This is a genomic window from Pseudomonas sp. R4-35-07 (assembly GCF_003852235.1).
Lineage (GTDB): Bacteria > Pseudomonadota > Gammaproteobacteria > Pseudomonadales > Pseudomonadaceae > Aquipseudomonas.
The window spans coordinates 632,777-652,183 of sequence record NZ_CP027732.1 but is presented as its reverse complement, the minus strand read 5'-3'; the positions used below and the strand labels follow the sequence as shown (position 1 = coordinate 652,183).

General features: G+C 60.7%; 13 protein-coding genes, 2 tRNA genes and 1 pseudogene. 5 read left to right on the top strand and 11 right to left on the bottom strand.

Going from position 1 to position 19,407, the window contains the following annotated elements; genetic code table 11:
* The first annotated feature begins 164 nt into the window (after positions 1-164).
* A complete protein-coding gene (locus C4J89_RS02755) occupies positions 165-3,971 on the top strand; it encodes a dermonecrotic toxin domain-containing protein (RefSeq protein WP_256681772.1) in 3,807 nt (1,268 codons plus the stop codon).
* A gap of 6 nt (positions 3,972-3,977) precedes the next feature.
* Here the strand turns inward: C4J89_RS02755 and dnaB are convergent, their stop codons facing one another.
* From dnaB to rnr, 7 genes are all read right to left on the bottom strand, one after another.
* Positions 3,978-5,375 (bottom strand): replicative DNA helicase, encoded by a 1,398-nt coding sequence (dnaB, locus tag C4J89_RS02750; protein WP_003188079.1) that lies wholly within the window; start codon positions 5,373-5,375, stop codon positions 3,978-3,980.
* A gap of 111 nt (positions 5,376-5,486) precedes the next feature.
* Positions 5,487-5,933, bottom strand: a complete 447-nt coding sequence (gene rplI, locus C4J89_RS02745; protein ID WP_003171376.1) for a 50S ribosomal protein L9 — start codon at positions 5,931-5,933, stop codon at positions 5,487-5,489.
* Positions 5,934-5,951: 18 nt separating this feature from the next.
* Positions 5,952-6,845: a hypothetical protein gene (locus C4J89_RS02740; protein WP_124361031.1), complete on the bottom strand. Its 894-nt coding sequence runs from the start codon at positions 6,843-6,845 to the stop codon at positions 5,952-5,954.
* A 36-nt stretch (positions 6,846-6,881) separates the two neighbouring features.
* Entirely contained in the window at positions 6,882-7,112 is a 231-nt protein-coding gene (rpsR, locus tag C4J89_RS02735) for a 30S ribosomal protein S18 (RefSeq protein WP_002551829.1), read from the bottom strand.
* Positions 7,113-7,140: 28 nt separating this feature from the next.
* Complete coding sequence (rpsF, locus tag C4J89_RS02730) at positions 7,141-7,563, bottom strand: 30S ribosomal protein S6 (RefSeq protein ID WP_003236224.1); 423 nt, start codon at positions 7,561-7,563, stop codon at positions 7,141-7,143.
* A gap of 307 nt (positions 7,564-7,870) precedes the next feature.
* On the bottom strand, positions 7,871-8,632 hold the full coding sequence (gene rlmB, locus C4J89_RS02725; RefSeq protein WP_124365632.1) for a 23S rRNA (guanosine(2251)-2'-O)-methyltransferase RlmB: 762 nt from the start codon (positions 8,630-8,632) through the stop codon (positions 7,871-7,873).
* Positions 8,629-11,262 (bottom strand): ribonuclease R, encoded by a 2,634-nt coding sequence (gene rnr / locus C4J89_RS02720; protein ID WP_124413687.1) that lies wholly within the window; start codon positions 11,260-11,262, stop codon positions 8,629-8,631. The genes rlmB and rnr overlap by 4 nt, the downstream gene beginning before the upstream one ends.
* 225 nt (positions 11,263-11,487) lie before the next feature.
* Between rnr and C4J89_RS02715 the strand changes: the two genes are divergently transcribed.
* From C4J89_RS02715 to C4J89_RS02700, 4 genes are all read left to right on the top strand, one after another.
* Positions 11,488-11,574, top strand: a tRNA-Leu gene (locus C4J89_RS02715).
* 153 nt (positions 11,575-11,727) lie between these two features.
* Positions 11,728-11,814: transfer RNA gene (locus C4J89_RS02710), tRNA-Leu, on the top strand.
* A 141-nt stretch (positions 11,815-11,955) separates the two neighbouring features.
* Positions 11,956-12,981, top strand: a complete 1,026-nt coding sequence (locus C4J89_RS02705) for an iron ABC transporter substrate-binding protein (protein WP_124369395.1) — start codon at positions 11,956-11,958, stop codon at positions 12,979-12,981.
* Complete coding sequence (locus tag C4J89_RS02700) at positions 12,981-14,534, top strand: iron ABC transporter permease (protein WP_124361028.1); 1,554 nt, start codon at positions 12,981-12,983, stop codon at positions 14,532-14,534. The genes C4J89_RS02705 and C4J89_RS02700 overlap by 1 nt, the downstream gene beginning before the upstream one ends.
* Before the next feature lie 93 nt (positions 14,535-14,627).
* Here C4J89_RS02700 and C4J89_RS27370 read toward each other — a convergent pair whose 3' ends face one another.
* The 4 genes and pseudogenes from C4J89_RS27370 to C4J89_RS02685 form a co-directional block, all read right to left on the bottom strand.
* Positions 14,628-15,332: a methyl-accepting chemotaxis protein gene (locus tag C4J89_RS27370; protein ID WP_372238008.1), complete on the bottom strand. Its 705-nt coding sequence runs from the start codon at positions 15,330-15,332 to the stop codon at positions 14,628-14,630.
* A 201-nt stretch (positions 15,333-15,533) separates the two neighbouring features.
* Positions 15,534-15,587, bottom strand: a pseudogene (locus C4J89_RS27365) (hypothetical protein); the annotation flags it as partial.
* 1,115 nt (positions 15,588-16,702) lie between these two features.
* Positions 16,703-17,992 carry an adenylosuccinate synthase gene (locus C4J89_RS02690; protein WP_124413686.1) on the bottom strand — a complete coding sequence of 430 codons (1,290 nt, stop codon included), beginning with the start codon at positions 17,990-17,992 and terminating at the stop codon, positions 16,703-16,705.
* 54 nt (positions 17,993-18,046) lie between these two features.
* Positions 18,047-19,234 carry an ATP phosphoribosyltransferase regulatory subunit gene (locus C4J89_RS02685; RefSeq protein WP_124369391.1) on the bottom strand — a complete coding sequence of 396 codons (1,188 nt, stop codon included), beginning with the start codon at positions 19,232-19,234 and terminating at the stop codon, positions 18,047-18,049.
* Positions 19,235-19,407: the final 173 nt, after the last annotated feature.

Below are 19,407 nucleotides of genomic sequence, written 5' to 3'. Positions count from 1 at the left end.
GGATGGCCTAGCCCATGAGCACCCCCTTGCCACAATCGCCCCACAGGGCATTCATCGCGTCCAGATTGCCTGCCTGGCTGACCCAGGCTTCGGCTTCGCAGCGTGCAGACTTTCGCAGTGACCTCATCAGCAGCAATCAGGCCAGGCAAGCGCTAAAGGCGCTGATGGATGAACTGCAAAGCCCCGAGGAGTTTGCCAGGCCATTGTTACGCCAAGCCCTGCGGACCGAGTTCTTCGGTTTGCAGGACGACGAGAACGCCATCCTGTCCCGCGAATGGAAAAACCATCATCTGCTGGGCCTGATCCGTAATCACGCCCGCACCACCCGGCAAACGCTGCTGGAAGCGGCCTTGCAGAATTTCGAAGCAGCGGAAGCCGAGACCGGCGGCATGGAAACTGGCACCGCCATCTATAATCCCGGCCCCAGCGGCGAAGTGCTGAGCATTATTGCTGCGACACGCTTCGCCAGCGTCTGCCGCAACCTGGATATCGGCGGCCAGTACCTCGCGCATATCGATAACGCGCTTGAACCCACGCCCAACTCCGGCACGTCCCGTACCGCCGCCGAGGTCATGCAACTCTTGTCCAGTAAAGAGCAGCTTGCCTTTGGGGTCGCACTGCATATCGCCTACCTGCAGAAGGCGTTCACCACCTGGCAGTTTCTGCAGCTGCGCAGCCTCCAGACCACTGGAAATAACATCGACATACGGTGCAGCCTTTTGACCCTCCAGGATGTTGTTCTGCCCAATGTCATGGTGATTCAGGCGTCGGCGATCGGGCTGCCGATGGTTCTCTACACACCCCAGGACCCCAGCGCGGCGTTTCGCCTGCATCCAACCTGGGAGGATCTCCACCACGGCCTGGCCGAACGCCTGGAACAGCCGCAATACCTGGCTTTTTTCACTCGCCTGGTACCGCTGCAACATCAGGGAAGCCTGTTGAAGCTGGCCCCTCGACCGTCACCCAGTGCGCGCCCGAACCTGGAGAGCAGGCTCAACCTGACCCCGGTCCGTACGCATGTGTTTCAGGACATGGCTACGCAACGCATCATCCAGATCAGGAATGACGCGCGCATCCTGGCCGTGCCCACTGCCGATGCCGACCTGATGAGCCGGCAAAAGCGTCTGCAGGGCTATCTGGAACTGGGTAAGTCACTGTTGTTTTTTGCCGCGTCATTCATTCCAATCGTCGGTGAAGTGCTGTTGGCCGTCAGCGCCTTGCAGCTGCTCAATACCGTCTATGACGGCTTCGCCGCCTGGAGCCGCGGCGATAGCGAAGAGGCCTTGAATGACTTTCTCGACGCGGTGGACGACGCCGCGATGGCAGTCGCCACCGCAGGCGTGGTCAAGACCGCCGGCTTCGGTGTAAAACTGCTGAAAGTGCACGTGGCCAACAAGGGCTTGCGCCTGTGGAACCCCGACCTGACCCCCTATCGGCATCCCAAGATGCTGCCCGACGGCCTGGTCGCGGATAAGCAGGGTTTGTATAAACATGCGCAGCGGTATTACCTGAAGCTTGATGATCAGATTCATGCCTTGCAACGGGCGCCCGATAGCCAGCAATGGCAGCTGTCCCACCCTACCGACCCCGACGCCTACGCGCCGCCCGTGCGGGGCAACTCTGTCGGCGGATGGCGCGCCGAGCATGAGACGCCCGCCGACTGGGATGACCTCAAGCTGGTCCAACGCCTGGGCCCGGACGGGGCCTCGATCAAACAGCCCGCCGTTGAGCCGATCCTCCTGCTCGGCGGCATGGACAGCACCGGCCTGCGCGAGCTCCACCAGGACATGCTGAGGCCGCCGCCATTGCTGCGGGACACGATCAAGCACTTCAGCCTGGACCAGGAGATCGCCGACTTCAACCTCGATCGCGCCGAAGGCACTACGGTCACACCGCAGTCCCCCTTCATCCAGTTCCACCTGGTGTGTGCATTGCCGGAATGGCCTGCGACCCGGCGGCTGAAAATCGTCGACGAACGGCAACAGGTACTGATCAGCCACGGTAGCGGCGCCAACGCGATCGAGGTGAGCGCTTCACGCTTCAGAAAAGGCGAACTGCTGCATGCACTGGAGCAGCAGATGCCGCGGGAAGAATTCAATCAATTGCTACCTGCGCTGTACATCGACTATTTCACCCCGGTCGAAAACCTTGCCTCACGCCTGCTGGAAAGCGTTCCGGCACAACGCCAGCGCCTGTTTTCGTTGCTCGATAGCCACGGCGAGGAACCCGTTAGCCAGGTTGAACAGGACCTTCGCCCAACCATGCCCGAACTGTCCAAGCGTCACCTTGAAGAAATGGAAGCCACCCTCAGCCCGCAGGAACGGCAACACCTGCACCAGGAGAAAAAACTGCCGTCAACACAAGAGTGGGAAGCCACCCAATACCGCGACGTGGCGCGCAGCGCACGCATCCACGAAGGCATTTTTCTCGATTCGATGAGCAGTCATGAGAGCGTGCCACTGGTGTTGCACACTCTGGAACAGTTGCCAGGCTGGCCAGGCGCACGCCGCATCGAGGTGTACGAAAATGATAACAGCGGCCCGCTGCTGGGACATATTGGCAGCGAACAGGACAGCCTGCGTCACATCCTGATCCGCCAGGGCGAACAGTACGCCGTGCAGGACGCCGAGGCGACAGAGCTGCATGCACCGAGCACGCTGTTCAGCGCGCTGGAACATACGCTGACCGAGGCCGAGCGCAGCGCGCTTTTGCGTGAGTCGAATGCAGGCACGCTCAAACAAGCCATCCATCAGCATAGCCTGGCAATGATCGCCAAACCGCCGCTGCCGCCGCTCGCCAGGCTAGCCCCAACGGCGCCCGTGCAGGCCCCCGGGATTGCGCTTGATCCACTGTTCGCCACGCAAACCGCCCCGGCAGGCCTGACGCTGCGCGCTGATGGTATCCATCAGTCAGCCCCGCTGCCCAACGGTGGCTATCACTATTACGTCCTGGAGGGCGGGAACTACTTTCAGGTCAAAGCCGAAGGGCAGAAATGGCGACTGATCGATGCCCGCAGCCCGTTCAGGGCTTACCGGCCCTACCTGCGCGCAAAAACCTCCGGTGGCTGGGATATCGATCCGAGCAGCCAGGGGTTGATGGGTGGCATGCAAGCGGCTGCTTTGCCATCGGGAGAGCCGATGGAGCTTAGCGACGAGTTTGAGTCGGCGCACTCATCCAGCGAATACGACTCAGCAGAAGAAGGCACGGTCAACAGCCTGTATACGCCGAAGGAGATGGAGACCATGCGGTCCACACGAAGCTATCAACACAGCCAGAACTATCGACGCATTTATGATCGCGCCAACAATGGCCGCTACCCCCTGCGCGATTTAACAGGTCGCCCATTGCGGATCAGAAGCATACAAATCCGCAGCAAATCGCTTACGTCCGATCAAACTTTCAGCAAGGAATTGATCCTGCCTTTTTTGCAGTGGGAAGGGTATGAACGGGTTGCACGCCTCTATGAAGACAAACTAGAAGTGACACCCTTCACTGCGGCCCACCAAAAGTGTGTGCAGGAGGCAGTGATGATCGGCGAGCAGACCGTCATAAGCAGGAAGCCGTTGATAAAAGGTGAGGCGCTCGGCGTCTATGGCGGGGAACTGGTGCCGTATTATGTGGCGGCTTATCGGCAGGATCCCTATTTGATCGACGTCAAACCTTTTGAACCCATTCCCGCTGCACCACAGCCGGTCATTTTGTCGGGTGACAACGTACTTTCGCGAATAAATACGATTTTTGAGTACGAAGCAAATCTGCCGGTCAGGCAGGCATCCACGGGCTATAACGTAGAGGTTGCGCGGTTCAACGTCACGACACAGATTGCTGAGCAACCCAGGGACAACTTTTTCCTCAGTGCATTCTTTGCCAGTGAAGATATCCCTGCCGGTACCGAGTTGCGTTGGAATTACCAATACAACGAGCCCACGGTGAGGGCGCTGTTCGGTGCGCTCCCTCAGGCAAACGCCTGAAGCCGATTACTCATCGTCATCGAAGTTGTAGCTGCCCGGCGCGAGGTTCTCAAAGCGTGTGTACTTACCGATGAACGCCAGGCGGATAAAGCCGATCGGCCCGTTCCGCTGCTTGCCGATGATGATTTCGGCAATGCCCTTGTGCTCGGTCTCGGGGTGATACACCTCGTCGCGGTACACGAACATGATCACGTCGGCATCCTGCTCGATCGCGCCGGATTCACGCAAGTCGGAGTTCACTGGACGCTTGTTGGGACGTTGTTCCAGGGAACGGTTGAGCTGGGACAGCGCCACCACCGGGCAGTTGAATTCCTTGGCCAGGGCCTTGAGGGATCGGGAGATTTCGGAAATCTCGTTGGTGCGGTTGTCGCCGCTGGAACCCGGAATCTGCATCAACTGCAGGTAGTCGATCATGATCAACGCAATGTCGCCGTGTTCACGCACCAGACGACGGGTACGCGCGCGCATTTCGGACGGGCTGATACCGGCGGTGTCATCGATGAACAGCTTACGGTCGTTGAGCAGGTTGACCGCCGAGGTCAGGCGCGGCCAGTCGTCATCCTCGAGCTGGCCAGAACGCACTTTGGTCTGGTCGATACGGCCGAGTGACGAAAGCATACGCATGATCAGCGATTCGCCTGGCATTTCGAGGGAGTACACCAGCACCGCCTTGTCACTGCGCAGTACGGCGTTTTCCACAAGGTTCATTGCGAAGGTGGTCTTGCCCATCGAAGGACGGCCGGCGACGATGATCAGGTCGGACGGCTGCAGGCCGCTGGTCTTTTCGTCGAGGTCGGTGTAGCCGGTGGAAATACCGGTAATCGCCGCATCGGTGTTGAACAAGGTATCGATGCGGTCGATGGCCTTGGTCAGCAGGTCGTTGACGCTGACCGGGCCGCCGGTTTTCGGGCGGGCTTCGGCGATCTGGAAGATCTGGCGCTCGGCTTCGTCGAGGATCTCGGCGGCGGTGCGGCCTTCGGGGTTGAAGGCGCTGTCGGCGATTTCGGTGCTGATGCCGATCAACTGACGCAGGGTGGCGCGCTCGCGGACGATCTGCGCATAGGCCTTGATGTTGGCGACGGATGGCGTGTTTTTCGCCAGTTCGCCGAGGTAACCCAGGCCGCCGACTTGGGAGGTCTGGCCTTCCTTGTCCAGTTGCTCGGCCAGTGTCACCACGTCGATTGGTGAGTTCTGGTCGGCCAGCTTGGCGATGGCACGGAAGATCAGGCGGTGGTCATGACGATAGAAATCCCCATCCGAGACTTGATCCAGCACGCGTTCCCAGGCGTTGTTGTCCAGCATCAAACCACCGAGCACGGCCTGTTCGGCCTCGATGGAATGCGGCGGCACCTTCAGGGCAGCGGTTTGCAGATCGTATTGCTCAGGAGCGGAGATTTCGTTCATGGCCACTTGGAATTTAAGGGTGTGTAGAAAAACAAAAGGCACGACCTGTAAACAGGATCGTGCCCGATGTTAACTGGCTGACACGCGAGGTGCCAGTCAGTTAGGTGCCGCTTAAGCTGCTACCACGACAACGCGTACGGTGGCTTCAACTTCGGCGTGCAGGTGCACGGCTACGTCGAATTCGCCTACGTTGCGGATGGTGCCGTTCGGCAGACGAACTTCGCTCTTCTGCACTTCAACGCCGGAGGCGGTCAGTGCATCAGCGATGTCGTGGGTGCCGATCGAACCGAACAGCTTGCCTTCGTCACCGGCGGTGGCAGTGATAGTCACTTCCAGCTCAGCCAGTTGGGCAGCGCGAGTTTCGGCCGAAGCTTTTTTGTCTGCTGCTGCTTTTTCAAGCTCGGCACGACGCTCTTCAAACGCAGCCAGGTTGGCAGCGGTTGCAGCGGTGGCTTTGCCGTATGGCAGCAGGTAGTTACGACCGTAGCCGGCCTTAACGTTCACTTTGTCGCCCAGGTTGCCCAGGTTGGCGACTTTTTCCAGAAGGATCAGTTGCATGTGAAAATCCTCTAACTTTTAACCTTCACCGTTCGCGCTATCGGCATCTTTCGACGCCAGACGTCCGCGAAAATCAATCAGGCCGTCGACAATGGCCAAAACCACGAGTAACGGATAGATCAGCTGCATGAACAGCAACAGCGTGACGTACAACCCCACCAGCCAGAACCTGGCCAGGCGCTTGCGCGCAACCAGCCCATGAATCAGGGCCAGCCCGGCAAACACCAGCGGTACACTGCAAATCGGCGCCAGCAAGGCCATCTGTGGACCGAAGTTCGGTCCGACAACCATGCACGCCAGCAGCAACATCGCCGGCCCCGCAGGAATTCTGATACTGCGAAACTCGCGACCAAAACCACCCGGGTTGTACAACAACGCCTGCCAATAACGCCCAAGAATCAGGCTCAGCACGCTGACAACCTGCAACAAAGCCGCAATCAGGCCGGTCAAGACCGGCGCAATCAGTGACGCAAACCGCGCTCGCTCATCTACCGACAATTGCTGGTAGAGATCCCCGAGGGCCAGCGGCAGGATCTTGACGATTTCCTGCGCCAGCGCCTCGATTTGCGGGCGGAAAGCCGCGCCAAGCATCACTGAGTACACCAACCCCAATGCTACGCTGACCAGCAGCGTGCGGACCCAGGACTCACTTGCGCGTAAAACCAACGCAAGGCTCGATGACCCCAGCAGTACCAGAAGTACCCGTGGATCACCCATTTGCAGCCACCAGATCAAGGCCGGCAACAAACCCAGGGCAAGAACGCCAAGAGCGTCCTTCAAACCGCGCCGCAGGAGCACAAGGCAACCTGCGGCAGCACCCAACCAATAAAGCAACGGCAATGCCGCACAGCCAGCCACTACCAGAGTGGCCTGCATACGACCGCGCATGATGAACTCAGCTAAGGCGCGCATGCATTCAATCCCTTACTACTTGTCGACTGCCCGGTCTCAGCGGCCGTGGCTGTCGGTGTAGGCCAGCAGGGCCAGGAAGCGGGCGCGCTTGATAGCGGTGGCCAGCTGACGCTGATAACGTGCTTTGGTACCGGTGATACGGCTTGGAACGATTTTGCCGGTCTCGGATACGTAGGCTTTCAGAGTGTTGAGATCTTTGTAATCGATCTCTTTCACGTCTTCAGCGGTGAAGCGGCAGAATTTACGACGACGGAAGAAACGTGCCATTTGATAGGCTCCTTAAAAGGTCCGTGGATTACTCGTCAGCGTTATCGCTGTTGTCGCTGTCATCACTATCAGCGCTATCAGCGCCTTCGTGCTCAGGACGGTCGCGACGCTCACGGCGCTCACTGCGGTTTTCTTCAGCCTTGAGCATCTCGGATTGGCCGGTAACGGCTTCTTCGCGACGGATGACCAGGTTACGGATCACTGCATCGTTGTAGCGGAAGTTGTCTTCCAGCTCGGCCAGGGCCTTGCCAGTGCACTCAACGTTCAGCATCACGTAGTGAGCCTTGTGAACATTGTTGATTGCGTAGGCCAGTTGACGACGGCCCCAATCTTCCAGACGGTGGATTTTGCCGCCGTCTTCTTCGATCAGCTTGGTGTAACGCTCAACCATGCCGCCGACTTGCTCGCTTTGATCCGGGTGGACCAAAAAGATGATTTCGTAATGACGCATGAATGCTCCTTACGGGTTGTAGCCTGCCGCTCAAAAACGGTCAGACAAGGAGTGAATGACACTTATGGATCTTGCCGCAGGGGAGGCACATGCGTGCCTGCCAGGTGGGCAAGGGGCGCAATTGTAGAGAAGGGGAAGGAGCGGCGCAAGGTGATTGGTGATTATTTGAACAATCCTTGCCGGCACCCCAAACAAATGTGGGAGGGGGCTTGCCCCCGATGCGGTGGGTCAGCCACATAATCTGTAACTGATCTACCGCTATCGGGGGCAAGCCCCCTCCCACATTTTGATCCAGGCCAGGCCTGGCTTACTTCTTGGGCTTGGCCTTCGCCTTGGCACCGCGCTGACGCTGGGCTTCGAACAGACACACGCCCGTTGCCACCGAAACGTTCAGGCTGCTGACGCTACCGGCCATCGGCAAGTGCACCAGGTAATCGCAATGCTCACGGGTCAAGCGACGCATGCCCTTGCCTTCGGCGCCCATGATCAGGATGGTCGGGCCGGTGAGGTCCTGGTCATAGATGCTGACTTCAGCCTCCCCCGCCGTGCCGACAATCCACAAGCCACGTTGCTGGAGCTTTTCCAGGGTGCGCGCCAGGTTGGTCACGGCCACCAGCGGAATCACTTCCGCCGCGCCGCAGGCGACTTTACGCACGACCGGCGTGAGGGTCGCCGACTTGTCTTTAGGCACGATCACCGCCAGCGCGCCGGCGGCATCCGCCGAACGCAGGCAGGCGCCGAGGTTGTGCGGGTCGGTCACGCCGTCCAGCACCAGCAGCAACGGCGCGCCTTCGGTACGGTCGAGCAGCTCGTCGAGCATGGCCTCGCCCCATACCTGGCTCGGGCTGACGTCGGCAACCACGCCCTGGTGAACGCCTTCTACCCATACGTCCATTTCACGGCGTTCAGCCTGGCCGATGGCAACCTTGTTCTGGTTGGCCAGCTCGACCAGCGCCTGCACGCGTGGCTCGCTGCGACCTTCCGCCAACCACACTTGCTTGACGCGCTTGGGGTGGTGACGCAGCAGTGCTTCTACGGCATGCACGCCGTAGATTTTTTCCAGACTCATGGCTTGGCCTTAGGTTTGCGCGACCCGCCGCTTTTCGCGGGGGCCGAACCCGCTTTGGGCGGGCCTTTACGATGTTTACTGGGCTTGCTCGACGGTTTTTCCGCCCCTTGGGACTTTCCCCCAGACGCCGCTTTACCACCGCTTTTGGCTTCGTTGAGCAACTGCTGCTTCAACTCGCGACTCTTGCGCAGCTCGGCATTTTTCGCCGCGGCGTCGCTCGGGCGATAGGCTTCCGGGGCCTTTTCCTTGGCCGAAGAACGACGACCAGCCTTGGCCGGCGCTGGCTCGGCGGCCACCGCTTTCGCAGGAGCCCCTTTGCCTTTGCTGGCCGGCGCGGTGGTTTCGCCGCCACGCTTTTTGCGACCCGCAGGCTCAGCCGGCTTGTCAGGCATACCGAAGTCGATCTTGCGTTCGTCGAGGTCGACGCGCATGACCTGCACTTCCACCGTGTCACCCAGGCGGAAACTGCGCCCGGTGCGCTCGCCCGCCAAGCGGTGATGCACAGGGTCGAAGTGATAGTAGTCGCCCGGCAAGGCGGTGACGTGCACCAGACCCTCGACGTAGATGTCGGTCAGCTCGACGAACAGGCCGAAACCGGTCACGGCGGTGATCACACCCGGGAACGACTCGCCCACGCGATCCTTCATGAATTCGCACTTGAGCCAATTCACCACATCGCGGGTGGCTTCATCGGCGCGGCGCTCGCTCATGGAGCACTGCTCGCCCAACTGTTCCAGGGCCGCTTCGTCGTACGGATAGATCCGTGCCTTCGGAATGGTCATGGCGCCGGCGCGCTTGACGTGCGGGGTGTTCTGCTTGGAATGGATCACGCTGCGGATCGCGCGGTGCGTGAGCAGGTCCGGGTAACGACGGATCGGCGAAGTGAAGTGGGTGTACGCTTCGTAATTCAGGCCGAAGTGGCCCTGGTTGTCGGCGCTGTACACCGCCTGGCTCAACGAGCGCAGCATGACGGTCTGGATCACATGATAATCCGGACGGTCCTTGATGCTGGCCAACAGAGCTTGGTAGTCCTTCGGCGTCGGGCCGTCCTTGCCTTTGTGCAGGGACAGGCCGAGCTCACCGAGGAAGGCGCGCAGTTTTTCCAGGCGCTCCGGCGGCGGGCCGTCGTGCACCCGGTACAGGGCAGGAATCTCGTGTTTTCTCAGGAATTCAGCGGTGGCCACGTTGGCGGCCAGCATGCATTCCTCGATCAGCTTGTGCGCGTCGTTACGCGTCGTCGGGGTGATCGCGGCGATCTTGCGCTCGGAACCGAAGACAATCCGAGTTTCCTGGGTTTCAAAATCGATCGCGCCACGCACATGACGGGCACCCAGCAACACTTTGTACAACGAGTACAGCTGCTTGAGGTGCGGCACCACGTCGGCGTACTCGGTACGCAGGGCTTTGGCTTCACTGGTCTTCGGCGTTTCCAGGATGGTGCTGACCTTGTTGTAGGTCAGGCGCGCCTGGGAATGGATCACCGCTTCGTAGAACTGGTAGTCGGTCATTTCGCCGGTTTTCGAGATGGTCATCTCGCACACCATGGCCAAACGGTCGACTTTCGGGTTCAGGGAGCACAGGCCGTTGGACAGCTGCTCGGGCAGCATCGGGATCACGCGCTCAGGGAAGTACACGGAGTTGCCGCGCACCTGGGCTTCGTTATCCAGGGCCGAACCGATCTTCACGTAGCTGGACACGTCGGCAATCGCGACGTACAACTTCCAGCCGCCGGAGAACAGGCGCAGTTTACCAGGCTTGGCTTCGCAGTAGACCGCATCGTCGAAGTCGCGGGCGTCTTCGCCGTCGATGGTGACGAACGGCAGATGGCGCAAGTCGATGCGCTTCTCTTTGTCCTTGTCTTCGACTTCCGGCTTGAGCTTGGCGGCTTCCTTGAGCACAGCGTCGGGCCAGACGTGAGGAATATCGTAGGTGCGCAGCGCGACGTCGATTTCCATGCCCGGCGCCATGTAGTTACCGACCACTTCAACGATATCGCCCTGGGGCTGGAAGCGCGCAGTTGGCCAGTGGGTGATTTTCACCTCGACGAACTGGCCAACCTTGGCGGCGCCATTGCGGCCCGGGGTGATCAGCACTTCCTGCTGGACCTTCGGGTTATCCGGCACGACGAAGCCGATACCGCCTTCTTCGAAGTAACGGCCGACGATGGACTCGTGGGCACGGGACACCACTTCGACGATCACGCCTTCACGACGACCACGACGGTCCAGGCCGGAAACACGCGCCAGGGCACGGTCGCCGTCGAACACCAGGCGCATTTGCGCGGGGCTCATGAACAGGTCGTCGCTGCCGTCATCCGGGATCAGGAAGCCGAAGCCGTCCCGGTGACCGGCGATGCGGCCGAGGATCAGGTCGAGCTTGTCGACCGGCGCATAGGTGCCACGGCGGGTGTAGATCAGCTGAGCGTCGCGCTCCATCGCACGCAAACGGCGGCGCAGGGCTTCGAGCTGGTCTTCGGTGGTCAGACCGAATTCTTCAACCAGCTGCTCACGGCTAGCAGGCGAACCACGATCGGCGAGGTGCGCCAGGATCAGTTCGCGGCTAGGAATAGGGTTTTCATATTTTTCCGCTTCACGAGCGGCCTCGGGATCGAGGGACTGCCAATCGGCCATTAGAGAGTTTTCACCTTGTCTATATGCGGGTTAGTTTGGCATACGCGTATTGAAACGGGAAATTTCAGGCATCAACAAGTGTTTAAAAGCCCTTTGTAGCCCACCAACGCATACCTTGCACGACCACTGAGGGAATTTTCCAGGCTTTTTTCATACCAGGGGTTTACAGCTGAAAAAGGGCTCCGTATAGTGCGCGCCATCGACGACGGCAACGTTGTTGATGCTGCCCAGGTGGTGAAATTGGTAGACACGCCAGCTTCAGGTGCTGGTGATCGCAAGGTCGTGGAAGTTCGAGTCTTCTCCTGGGCACCAAATTCAGATCAAACCCGCGAAAGCGGGTTTTTTCGTTTCAGGCCTTTGATTCTTAACGTAAAACCTGATTTATTTTTTCGAATCAGGGGTTTACAGATCAAAAAGCCCGCCGTATAGTTCGCCCCATCAACAGCGGCAACGTTGCTTGATAATGCCCAGGTGGTGAAATTGGTAGACACGCCAGCTTCAGGTGCTGGTGATCGCAAGGTCGTGGAAGTTCGAGTCTTCTCCTGGGCACCAAATTCAGATCAAACCCGCGAAAGCGGGTTTTTTCGTTTCTGGGGTTTAAAACTTGGTGATCGGGGCTGCTCATGCGCACTTGAGAAGGTTTATCGTTTATCCTTGTAAGAATTTGTAGCTTACAAGTGAGGAAAACCCCGGATGATGATCCGCGATACCCGTCTCAAGACCTCCCTTCTGCGTGGCCTGACCATCACTCTGCTCGGCCTGACCCTGCTCTCGCCCGCCGCCCATAGCGCCGAAAAGATCTCCCTGACCCTGTACAACGGCCAGCACAAGGAAGTCGGCGATGAGCTCGCCAAAGCCTTCGAAGCCAAGACCGGCATTCACGTCAATGTCCGCAAAGGCAGCAGCAATCAACTGGCCAGCCAAATCGTCGAAGAAGGCGACCGCTCGCCTGCCGACGTGATCTACACCGAAGAATCACCGCCGCTGAACAAGTTGGGCGAGCAAGGCCTGCTGGCCAGGATCGACGCCAGCACCCTCGATGTATTGCCCAAGGACTACGTCGGCAGTAACGGTGACTGGATGGGCGTGACCGCACGCACCCGCGTCGTCGCTTTCAATCCCAAGCTGATTGCCGAAAAAGACCTGCCCAAATCGGTGCTGGATTTCGCCGGTCCCGAGTGGCAAGGCAAGGTTGGCTTCGTGCCCACCAGCGGTGCGTTCCAGGAACAGGCGGTGGCGATCATCAAGCTGCACGGGCGTGAAGCCGCAGAAGAATGGCTGACCGGCCTGCGCGCATTCGGCAAGGTGTACAGCAACAATATGGTTGCGCTCAAAGCCGTGGAAAACGGCGAAGTGGCTACGGTACTGGTGAACAACTATTACTGGTTTGCCCTGAAAAAAGAGAAAACCAACCTCGACTCCCAATTGCACTACTTCACCGACGGCGATGCGGGCGGTCTGATTACCGTGTCTTCGGCTGCAGCGCTGAAATCCAGCAAACACCCCAAGGAAGCCCAGCAACTGCTGGCGTTCATGGCCAGTGAAGAAGGCCAGCGCGTGATCACCAACACCTCGGCTGAATACCCGCTGCGCAAAGGCATGCAGTCCAATCGTGGCCTCAAGCCTTTCAACGAACTGCAGCCGCCGAAAGTCACCCCCGCCGACCTGGGCAATGCCGAAGAGGCCCTGGACCTGGAACGTGACGTTGGCTTGAACTGATGAACCCATCGCTCAGCGCCGCAGGTTTTCGCCCCCGGCGCAAACGCCCTTCGATCTGGCTGCTGTTGCCGGTGCTGTTGCTGGTTGGCCTGAGCCTGTTGCCGCTGGCCTATGTCGGGCTCAAGACCTGGCAGGCCGGTTGGGCGCAGGCGGTGCATCTGCTGTGGCGACCTTATGTCTTCGGGCTGCTGCGCAACACCCTGGCGCTGATGGTGGGCGTGACGGTGGTGTGCGGCGTGGTCGGCCTGTCCCTGGCCTGGTTGCTGGAGCGCAGCAACCTGCCTGGGCGACGCCTCTGGGGGGTGGTCCTGTGTCTACCGTTTGCGGTGCCGGCGTTTGTCAGCAGCTTCACCTGGGTGTCGCTGAGCGCCGACTTCGAAGGCCTCGGCGGCGCGATCCTGGTGATGAGCCTGTCCAAATACCCGCTGGTGTTTCTGCCGGTGGCCGCGACACTGCGCAATCTTGATCCCGCCCTGGAAGAATCGGCGCGTACCCTGGGCCTGAACCGCTGGGGCGTATTCCGGCGCATTACCTTGCCGCTGCTGTGGCCCTCGCTGGTGGCGGGCGCTCTGCTGATTGCGCTGCACATGCTGGTGGAATTCGGCGCTTTGTCGATCATCGGCTTGCAGACCTTCACGACCGCGATCTATCAGCAATTCGAACTGGAGTTCAGCAACGCCAATGCGGCGATGCTCTCGGCGGTGCTGCTGGCGATGTGCCTGACCCTGTTGTGGCTTGAGCTGCGCATGCGTGGCAAGGGCCGCCATGTGCGTATCGGCCAGGGCGCGGCGCGGCATGCCGAACAAGTGAAATTGGGCAAGTGGGCGCCGCTCGGTCAGCTGTATTGCCTGGCGCTGGCAGTCATCGGCAGCGGCATTCCGCTGGGGATGCTCGGTTATTGGCTGGCCGTGGGTTCGTCGGCGGCGTTTCCGGTGGCCGAGATCAGTGAAGCGTTGTTATCGTCCCTGGCGCTGTCCCTGGGTGGCGCAGCGGTGTGCCTGGCGTTGGCGGTGCCGGTGGGATTGCTGGTGGTGCGCTATAAAGGCCGACTGGCGATCTGGGCTGAACGCCTGCCCTACCTGCTGCACGCCCTGCCCGGCCTGGTGATTGCACTGACCCTGGTGTATTTCGCCCTGCATTACGTGCCGGCGCTGTATCAAACGTCGGCGCTGCTGCTGATCGCCTACGCGCTGTTGTTTCTGCCGCTGGCCCAGGCGCCGATACGCACGGCATTGAACAAGGCCGCTCCCCAGCTGGAAGAGGCAGCGCGGACGCTGGGGGCATCGCCCTTCAGTGCGTTTTGCCGGGTGACACTGCCGATTATCTTCCCGGCACTGGGCGCGGCGTTTGCCCTGGTGTTTCTGGATGCGATGAAGGAATTGACGGCGACCTTGCTGCTGAGTCCGACCGGGCTGAATACCTTGGCGACTGCCGTGTGGGCGCATACGTCGAATGTGGAGTTTGCGGCGGCGGCGCCTTATGCGGCGTTGTTGATCCTGGTGTCGGGGTTGCCGGTCTATTTGCTGACGACGCGGATGTATCTGAGTCGTTGAGATTGCTATCGGGGGCAAGCCCCCTCCCACATTTTGAATGCGTTTCAACCTGTGGGAGGGGGCTTGCCCCCGATAGCGCCAGTCCAGGCGACGCTAAGCCCTGAACTGCCCCAAACTCGCCTTCAACTGCGCCGCCAACCCGTCCAGCACCTTGCCACTGGCCGTGGTTTCCACCACCGCCTGCGCAGCACGCTCGGCCTGGGCGTGGATCACCTCGACGCGCCCACGCACCGCATGCGCGCCCTGGGCCTGATGCTCGGCCGCGCGTGTCGCCAGGCCGATTGCCGCATGCACCTGCTCCACCGAAGCCTGCACCGTCTGCTGCAAACGTACGCTCTCGCGCAGTACCAGCAAGCCCTCACTGGCCTGGCGCCCGGCTTTGCCGATGGTGTCCACCGCCTCACGCGCGCCCTGTTGCAACGCCACGATATGCGCCTGGATATCACCGGTGGAGCTTTGGGTTTTACTGGCCAGTGCGCGCACCTCGTCTGCAACCACCGCAAAACCGCGCCCCGTTTCACCGGCGCGCGCCGCTTCGATGGCGGCGTTCAGGGCGAGCAGGTTGGTTTGCTCGGCGATACCATGGATCACCGTCAGCACCACTTCAATCTGCTCACTCTGTTGGGCCAGACGCTCAATAACCTGGGACCCCGCCTGCACCTGCCCCGCCAACGCCTCGATCAAACTGCCGACTTCGGCCGACGTGCGTGAGTTCTCATCCGTCGCCTGGCGAATCTCCACCACCTGTTGCAGCGCCGCCTGCATGGCATGGCTTTCGGCCTGGGCCTCATCGGCCATCTGCGACAGTGCGCGCAGGCTCTCGGCGACTTCATCACGCTGCAAACCGGCAGCCTTGTCGGCGCCGGCATTGCGTAAGGTCATCGCGCCGATTTCCACACCGGTGCGCTGGGCCACCTCGCCCGCTTCGCGCACGATGGGCTGCAACTTATCCACAAAGCGATTGACCGCCGACGCCATGTCGCCGATCTCATCCTTGCTGCTGATTTGCACCCGCTTGGTAAGGTCGCCCTCGCCCGCCGCCAAATCATCCATGGCAGCGATCAGCAGCTTCAAGCGGTTGACGACGCGGCGACCGAGCACGATGGCGATCAGCAGTAATACGCCAAGACCGACCAGCGCCAAGCCCATGCCGATGCGCCAGCGCAGGGTGCCGGCGGCCTCTTGAACCGCGCTGGTGGTGTTGGCGGTCATCTGGGTGGCCGTGGCTTGCGCTGATTGCAGGCGCGCGCCCATGGCCGCAGCGCTATCCGCCGCTGCGCCTTTGAGGCTGTCACCGACCAGTTGATCACCGCTGGCAATCAGCGCGGCAAAACGCTTGTCCAGTGCTTGCAGATCGGCCTCGACCGACGCGGTGGAAACCCCCATGCGGACCTTGCCGATCTCCACGCCGTTGGGGCTGATCGAGGCTTCGACGTAATACACCGCAGGATCAGTCTTGGCCGCGTCCAACACTTTATCCAAGGCCCGCTCCCCCGCGCCCTTTGCCAACAGGGCCTGGTTGATCGGGTTTTCACGGTTCAGGTAACGGGTCAGGTGCTCGCCCGCCGCGTCGTCATACACCACGAACAGCACGTTGGGATTACGCTGCGCTCGCCGGGCGAACTCCGACAAGGTCGGCACATCGCTGTCCCACATGGCTCGCGGCGCCACCGACGCCAGCAACTGCGCCATGTCATTGGCAGAGTCCTGCAGATCTTTTTCCAGGGTCGCACGCAATTGCTTCTGCTCTTGCTGAAGGCGCGTGGAAAGCCCTGCGGTCAGACGCTGACGGGTGCTGGTGGACAAACTGTCCAGGCTGGACGTGACTTCCTTGCCGGCCTGGGCCAATTCGCCGGATAGTTTCTGGCTGTCGATGCCCAGGCGATTACCCAAATCTGCCTCCAGGGCGGTGACAGTGCTCCGCGTCAGCGCGACGGCGACCAGCACTTGCACCAAAAGAGCGATACCTAGGGTAACGAACACTGGCCGCAACAGACGACTTTGTAACAACGAGAGAACGGCAGACACTGGGAATCCCTCCACCACGGGTGCCATTAAATTGATAGCACCTCGGAAAGAAGGAAACACAGCAAGGGTCGTGCCGCTTGCCAGACACAAACGACAAAGGGCTCCCGAAGGAGCCCTTTGCTTTTTACATCAACAGCTTATTAAGCGAACGGATGACGCAGAACGATGGTCTCGTTGCGGTCCGGGCCCGTCGAAATAATGTCGATCGGCGCGCCAATCAGCTCTTCAACGCGCTTGATGTAAGCACGGGCATTGGCTGGCAGCTCTTCCAGGGTCTTGGCGCCCACGGTCGACTCGGTCCAGCCCGGCACTTCTTCGTACACAGGCTGCAGGCCCACGTAGCTGTCGGCGTCCGTTGGAGCGACGTCATTACCTGCGGCGTCTTTGTAACCGGTGCAGATGTTGATGACTTCCAGACCGTCGAGTACGTCCAGCTTGGTCAGGCAGATGCCCGAGATGCTGTTCACATCGATAGCGCGACGCAGGATAACGGCATCGAACCAGCCACAACGACGGGCACGGCCGGTGGTTGCGCCGAACTCGTGGCCTTGCTTGGCCAGGTGCGCGCCGACTGCGTCGAACAGCTCAGTCGGGAACGGGCCCGAACCTACACGGGTGGTGTAAGCCTTGGTGATGCCCAGGATGTAGTCCAGGAACATCGGGCCAACGCCCGAACCGGTAGCAACGCCACCAGCGGTGGTGTTGGAACTGGTCACGTACGGGTAGGTGCCGTGGTCGATGTCGAGCAACGAACCCTGGGCGCCTTCGAACATGATGTCTTTGCCGGCGCGACGCAGGTCGTGCAGCTCGGCCGTCACATCCAGCATCAGCGGCTTGAGCAGCTCAGCGTATTCCTTGCACTCGGCCAGCGTCTTTTCGAACTCGATGGCCGGTTCTTTGTAGTAACCCACCAGCATGAAGTTGTGGTAATCCACCAGTTCACGCAGCTTGTCTTCAAAGCGCGGCATGTTGAGCAGGTCGCCCACACGCAGGCCACGGCGCGCCACCTTGTCTTCGTAGGCCGGACCGATGCCGCGACCGGTGGTGCCGATCTTCAGCTCGCCACGGGCCTTTTCACGGGCCTGGTCCAGCGCCACGTGGAAGGACAGGATCAGCGGGCAGGATGGGCTGATACGCAGGCGCTCACGCACCGGTACGCCTTTCTCTTCCAGCTTGGTGATCTCGCGCAACAGGGCGTCCGGTGCAACCACCACGCCGTTGCCGATCAGGCACTGCACGCCTTCGCGCAGGACGCCCGACGGGATCAGGTGCAAGACGGTTTTTTCGCCATCGATGACCAGGGTGTGACCCGCGTTGTGGCCACCTTGGTAGCGCACTACGGCGGCAGCATGTTCGGTCAGCAGATCAACGATCTTGCCTTTGCCCTCATCACCCCATTGGGTGCCCAGGACTACGACATTCTTACCCATAACACTTGTCCTCATTCACGCAAACTTGGTGCCGGCGATGGCCGGCAGGAAAACTCAAGAAGCCAGTGGCGATACTTGCCAAAGCCCGTTCTGCTGAATCAATTGCCGGTCGCAGTCCGCTTCACGGGCGGCGGCCAATGGCTGCCCAGGCAAGGCCTGGACGACACGCTGACCCTCACTGCGCAACTGGCAAACCTGCTGCCAGAGTGCCGCGTCCGTACTGTCGGGCATCCAGATGCCACCAGACGGCAGCTCGACCTCAGCACGCCCCAGGGTCACCAGGGTTTTCAAATCGGTGGAAAAGCCAGTGGCCGGACGGGCGCGACCGAAGTCGGCGCCGATATCGTCGTAGCGACCGCCCTGGGCGATGGCCTGGCCAACACCCGGAACGAACACCGCGAACACCACACCGGTGTGGTAGTGGTAGCCGCGCAGCTCGCCTAGGTCAAAATACAGCGGCAATTGCGGGAAGCGCGCCGACAACTGCTCGGCAATCGCCAGCACATCGTCCAACGCCGCCAACACCGGCGCTGGCGCATTGGCCAGGCGCTCACGCGCAGCCACCAGCACTTCACGGCCGCCGCACAGGTTGACCAACGCGCGCAACATCTGCGCGAGGTCAGCCGGCACGCCTTCGGTGAGGGCGATCACTTCGTCAATCGCCTTGCGTTGCAGGGCGTCGAACAGCTGTTGCTCGGCTTCACCGGACAAACCAGCGGCACGAGCGAGGCCACGGTAGATACCGACGTGGCCCAGGTCCATGTGCACATCCGGCACGTCAGCCAGTTGCAGCATGGCCAGCATCAGGCTGATCACTTCGACGTCGCTGCTCGGGCTCGCATCGCCATACAGCTCGGCGCCCAACTGGATCGGGCTGCGGGACGATGACAAGGCTCGCGGCTGGGCGTGCAGCACGCTGCCGGCGTAGCACAGGCGGCTCGGGCCTTCGCGGCGCAGGGTGTGCGCATCGATACGCGCCACTTGCGGCGTGATGTCGGCACGGAACCCCATCTGCCGGCCCGATTGTGGGTCGATAACCTTGAAGGTGCGCAGATCCAGGTCCTGGCCCGCGCCGGTCAGCAGGGATTCCAGGTACTCGATATGGGGAGTCACGACAAACTCGTAACCCCAGCTCTGGAACAGATCCAACACCTGGCGACGCGCTATTTCAATGCGCGCAGCTTCTGGTGGCAGTACTTCTTCGATGCCATCTGGCAGCAGCCAGCGGTCTACCGTTGCCATTACGCCATTCCCCTATGATCCGGGCGGCCAGCCCTCGGCCGAGCCTTGAGTGAAGCAGAAAATACCCGCCGCCTGCATAAACCACGCGCAAGAGCGACGTGACGAACGACCTGTAACCGGCCTCGTCGGGCACTTTCCTCGAAAAACCTGTCACGCCTGCCGAATCGAACATG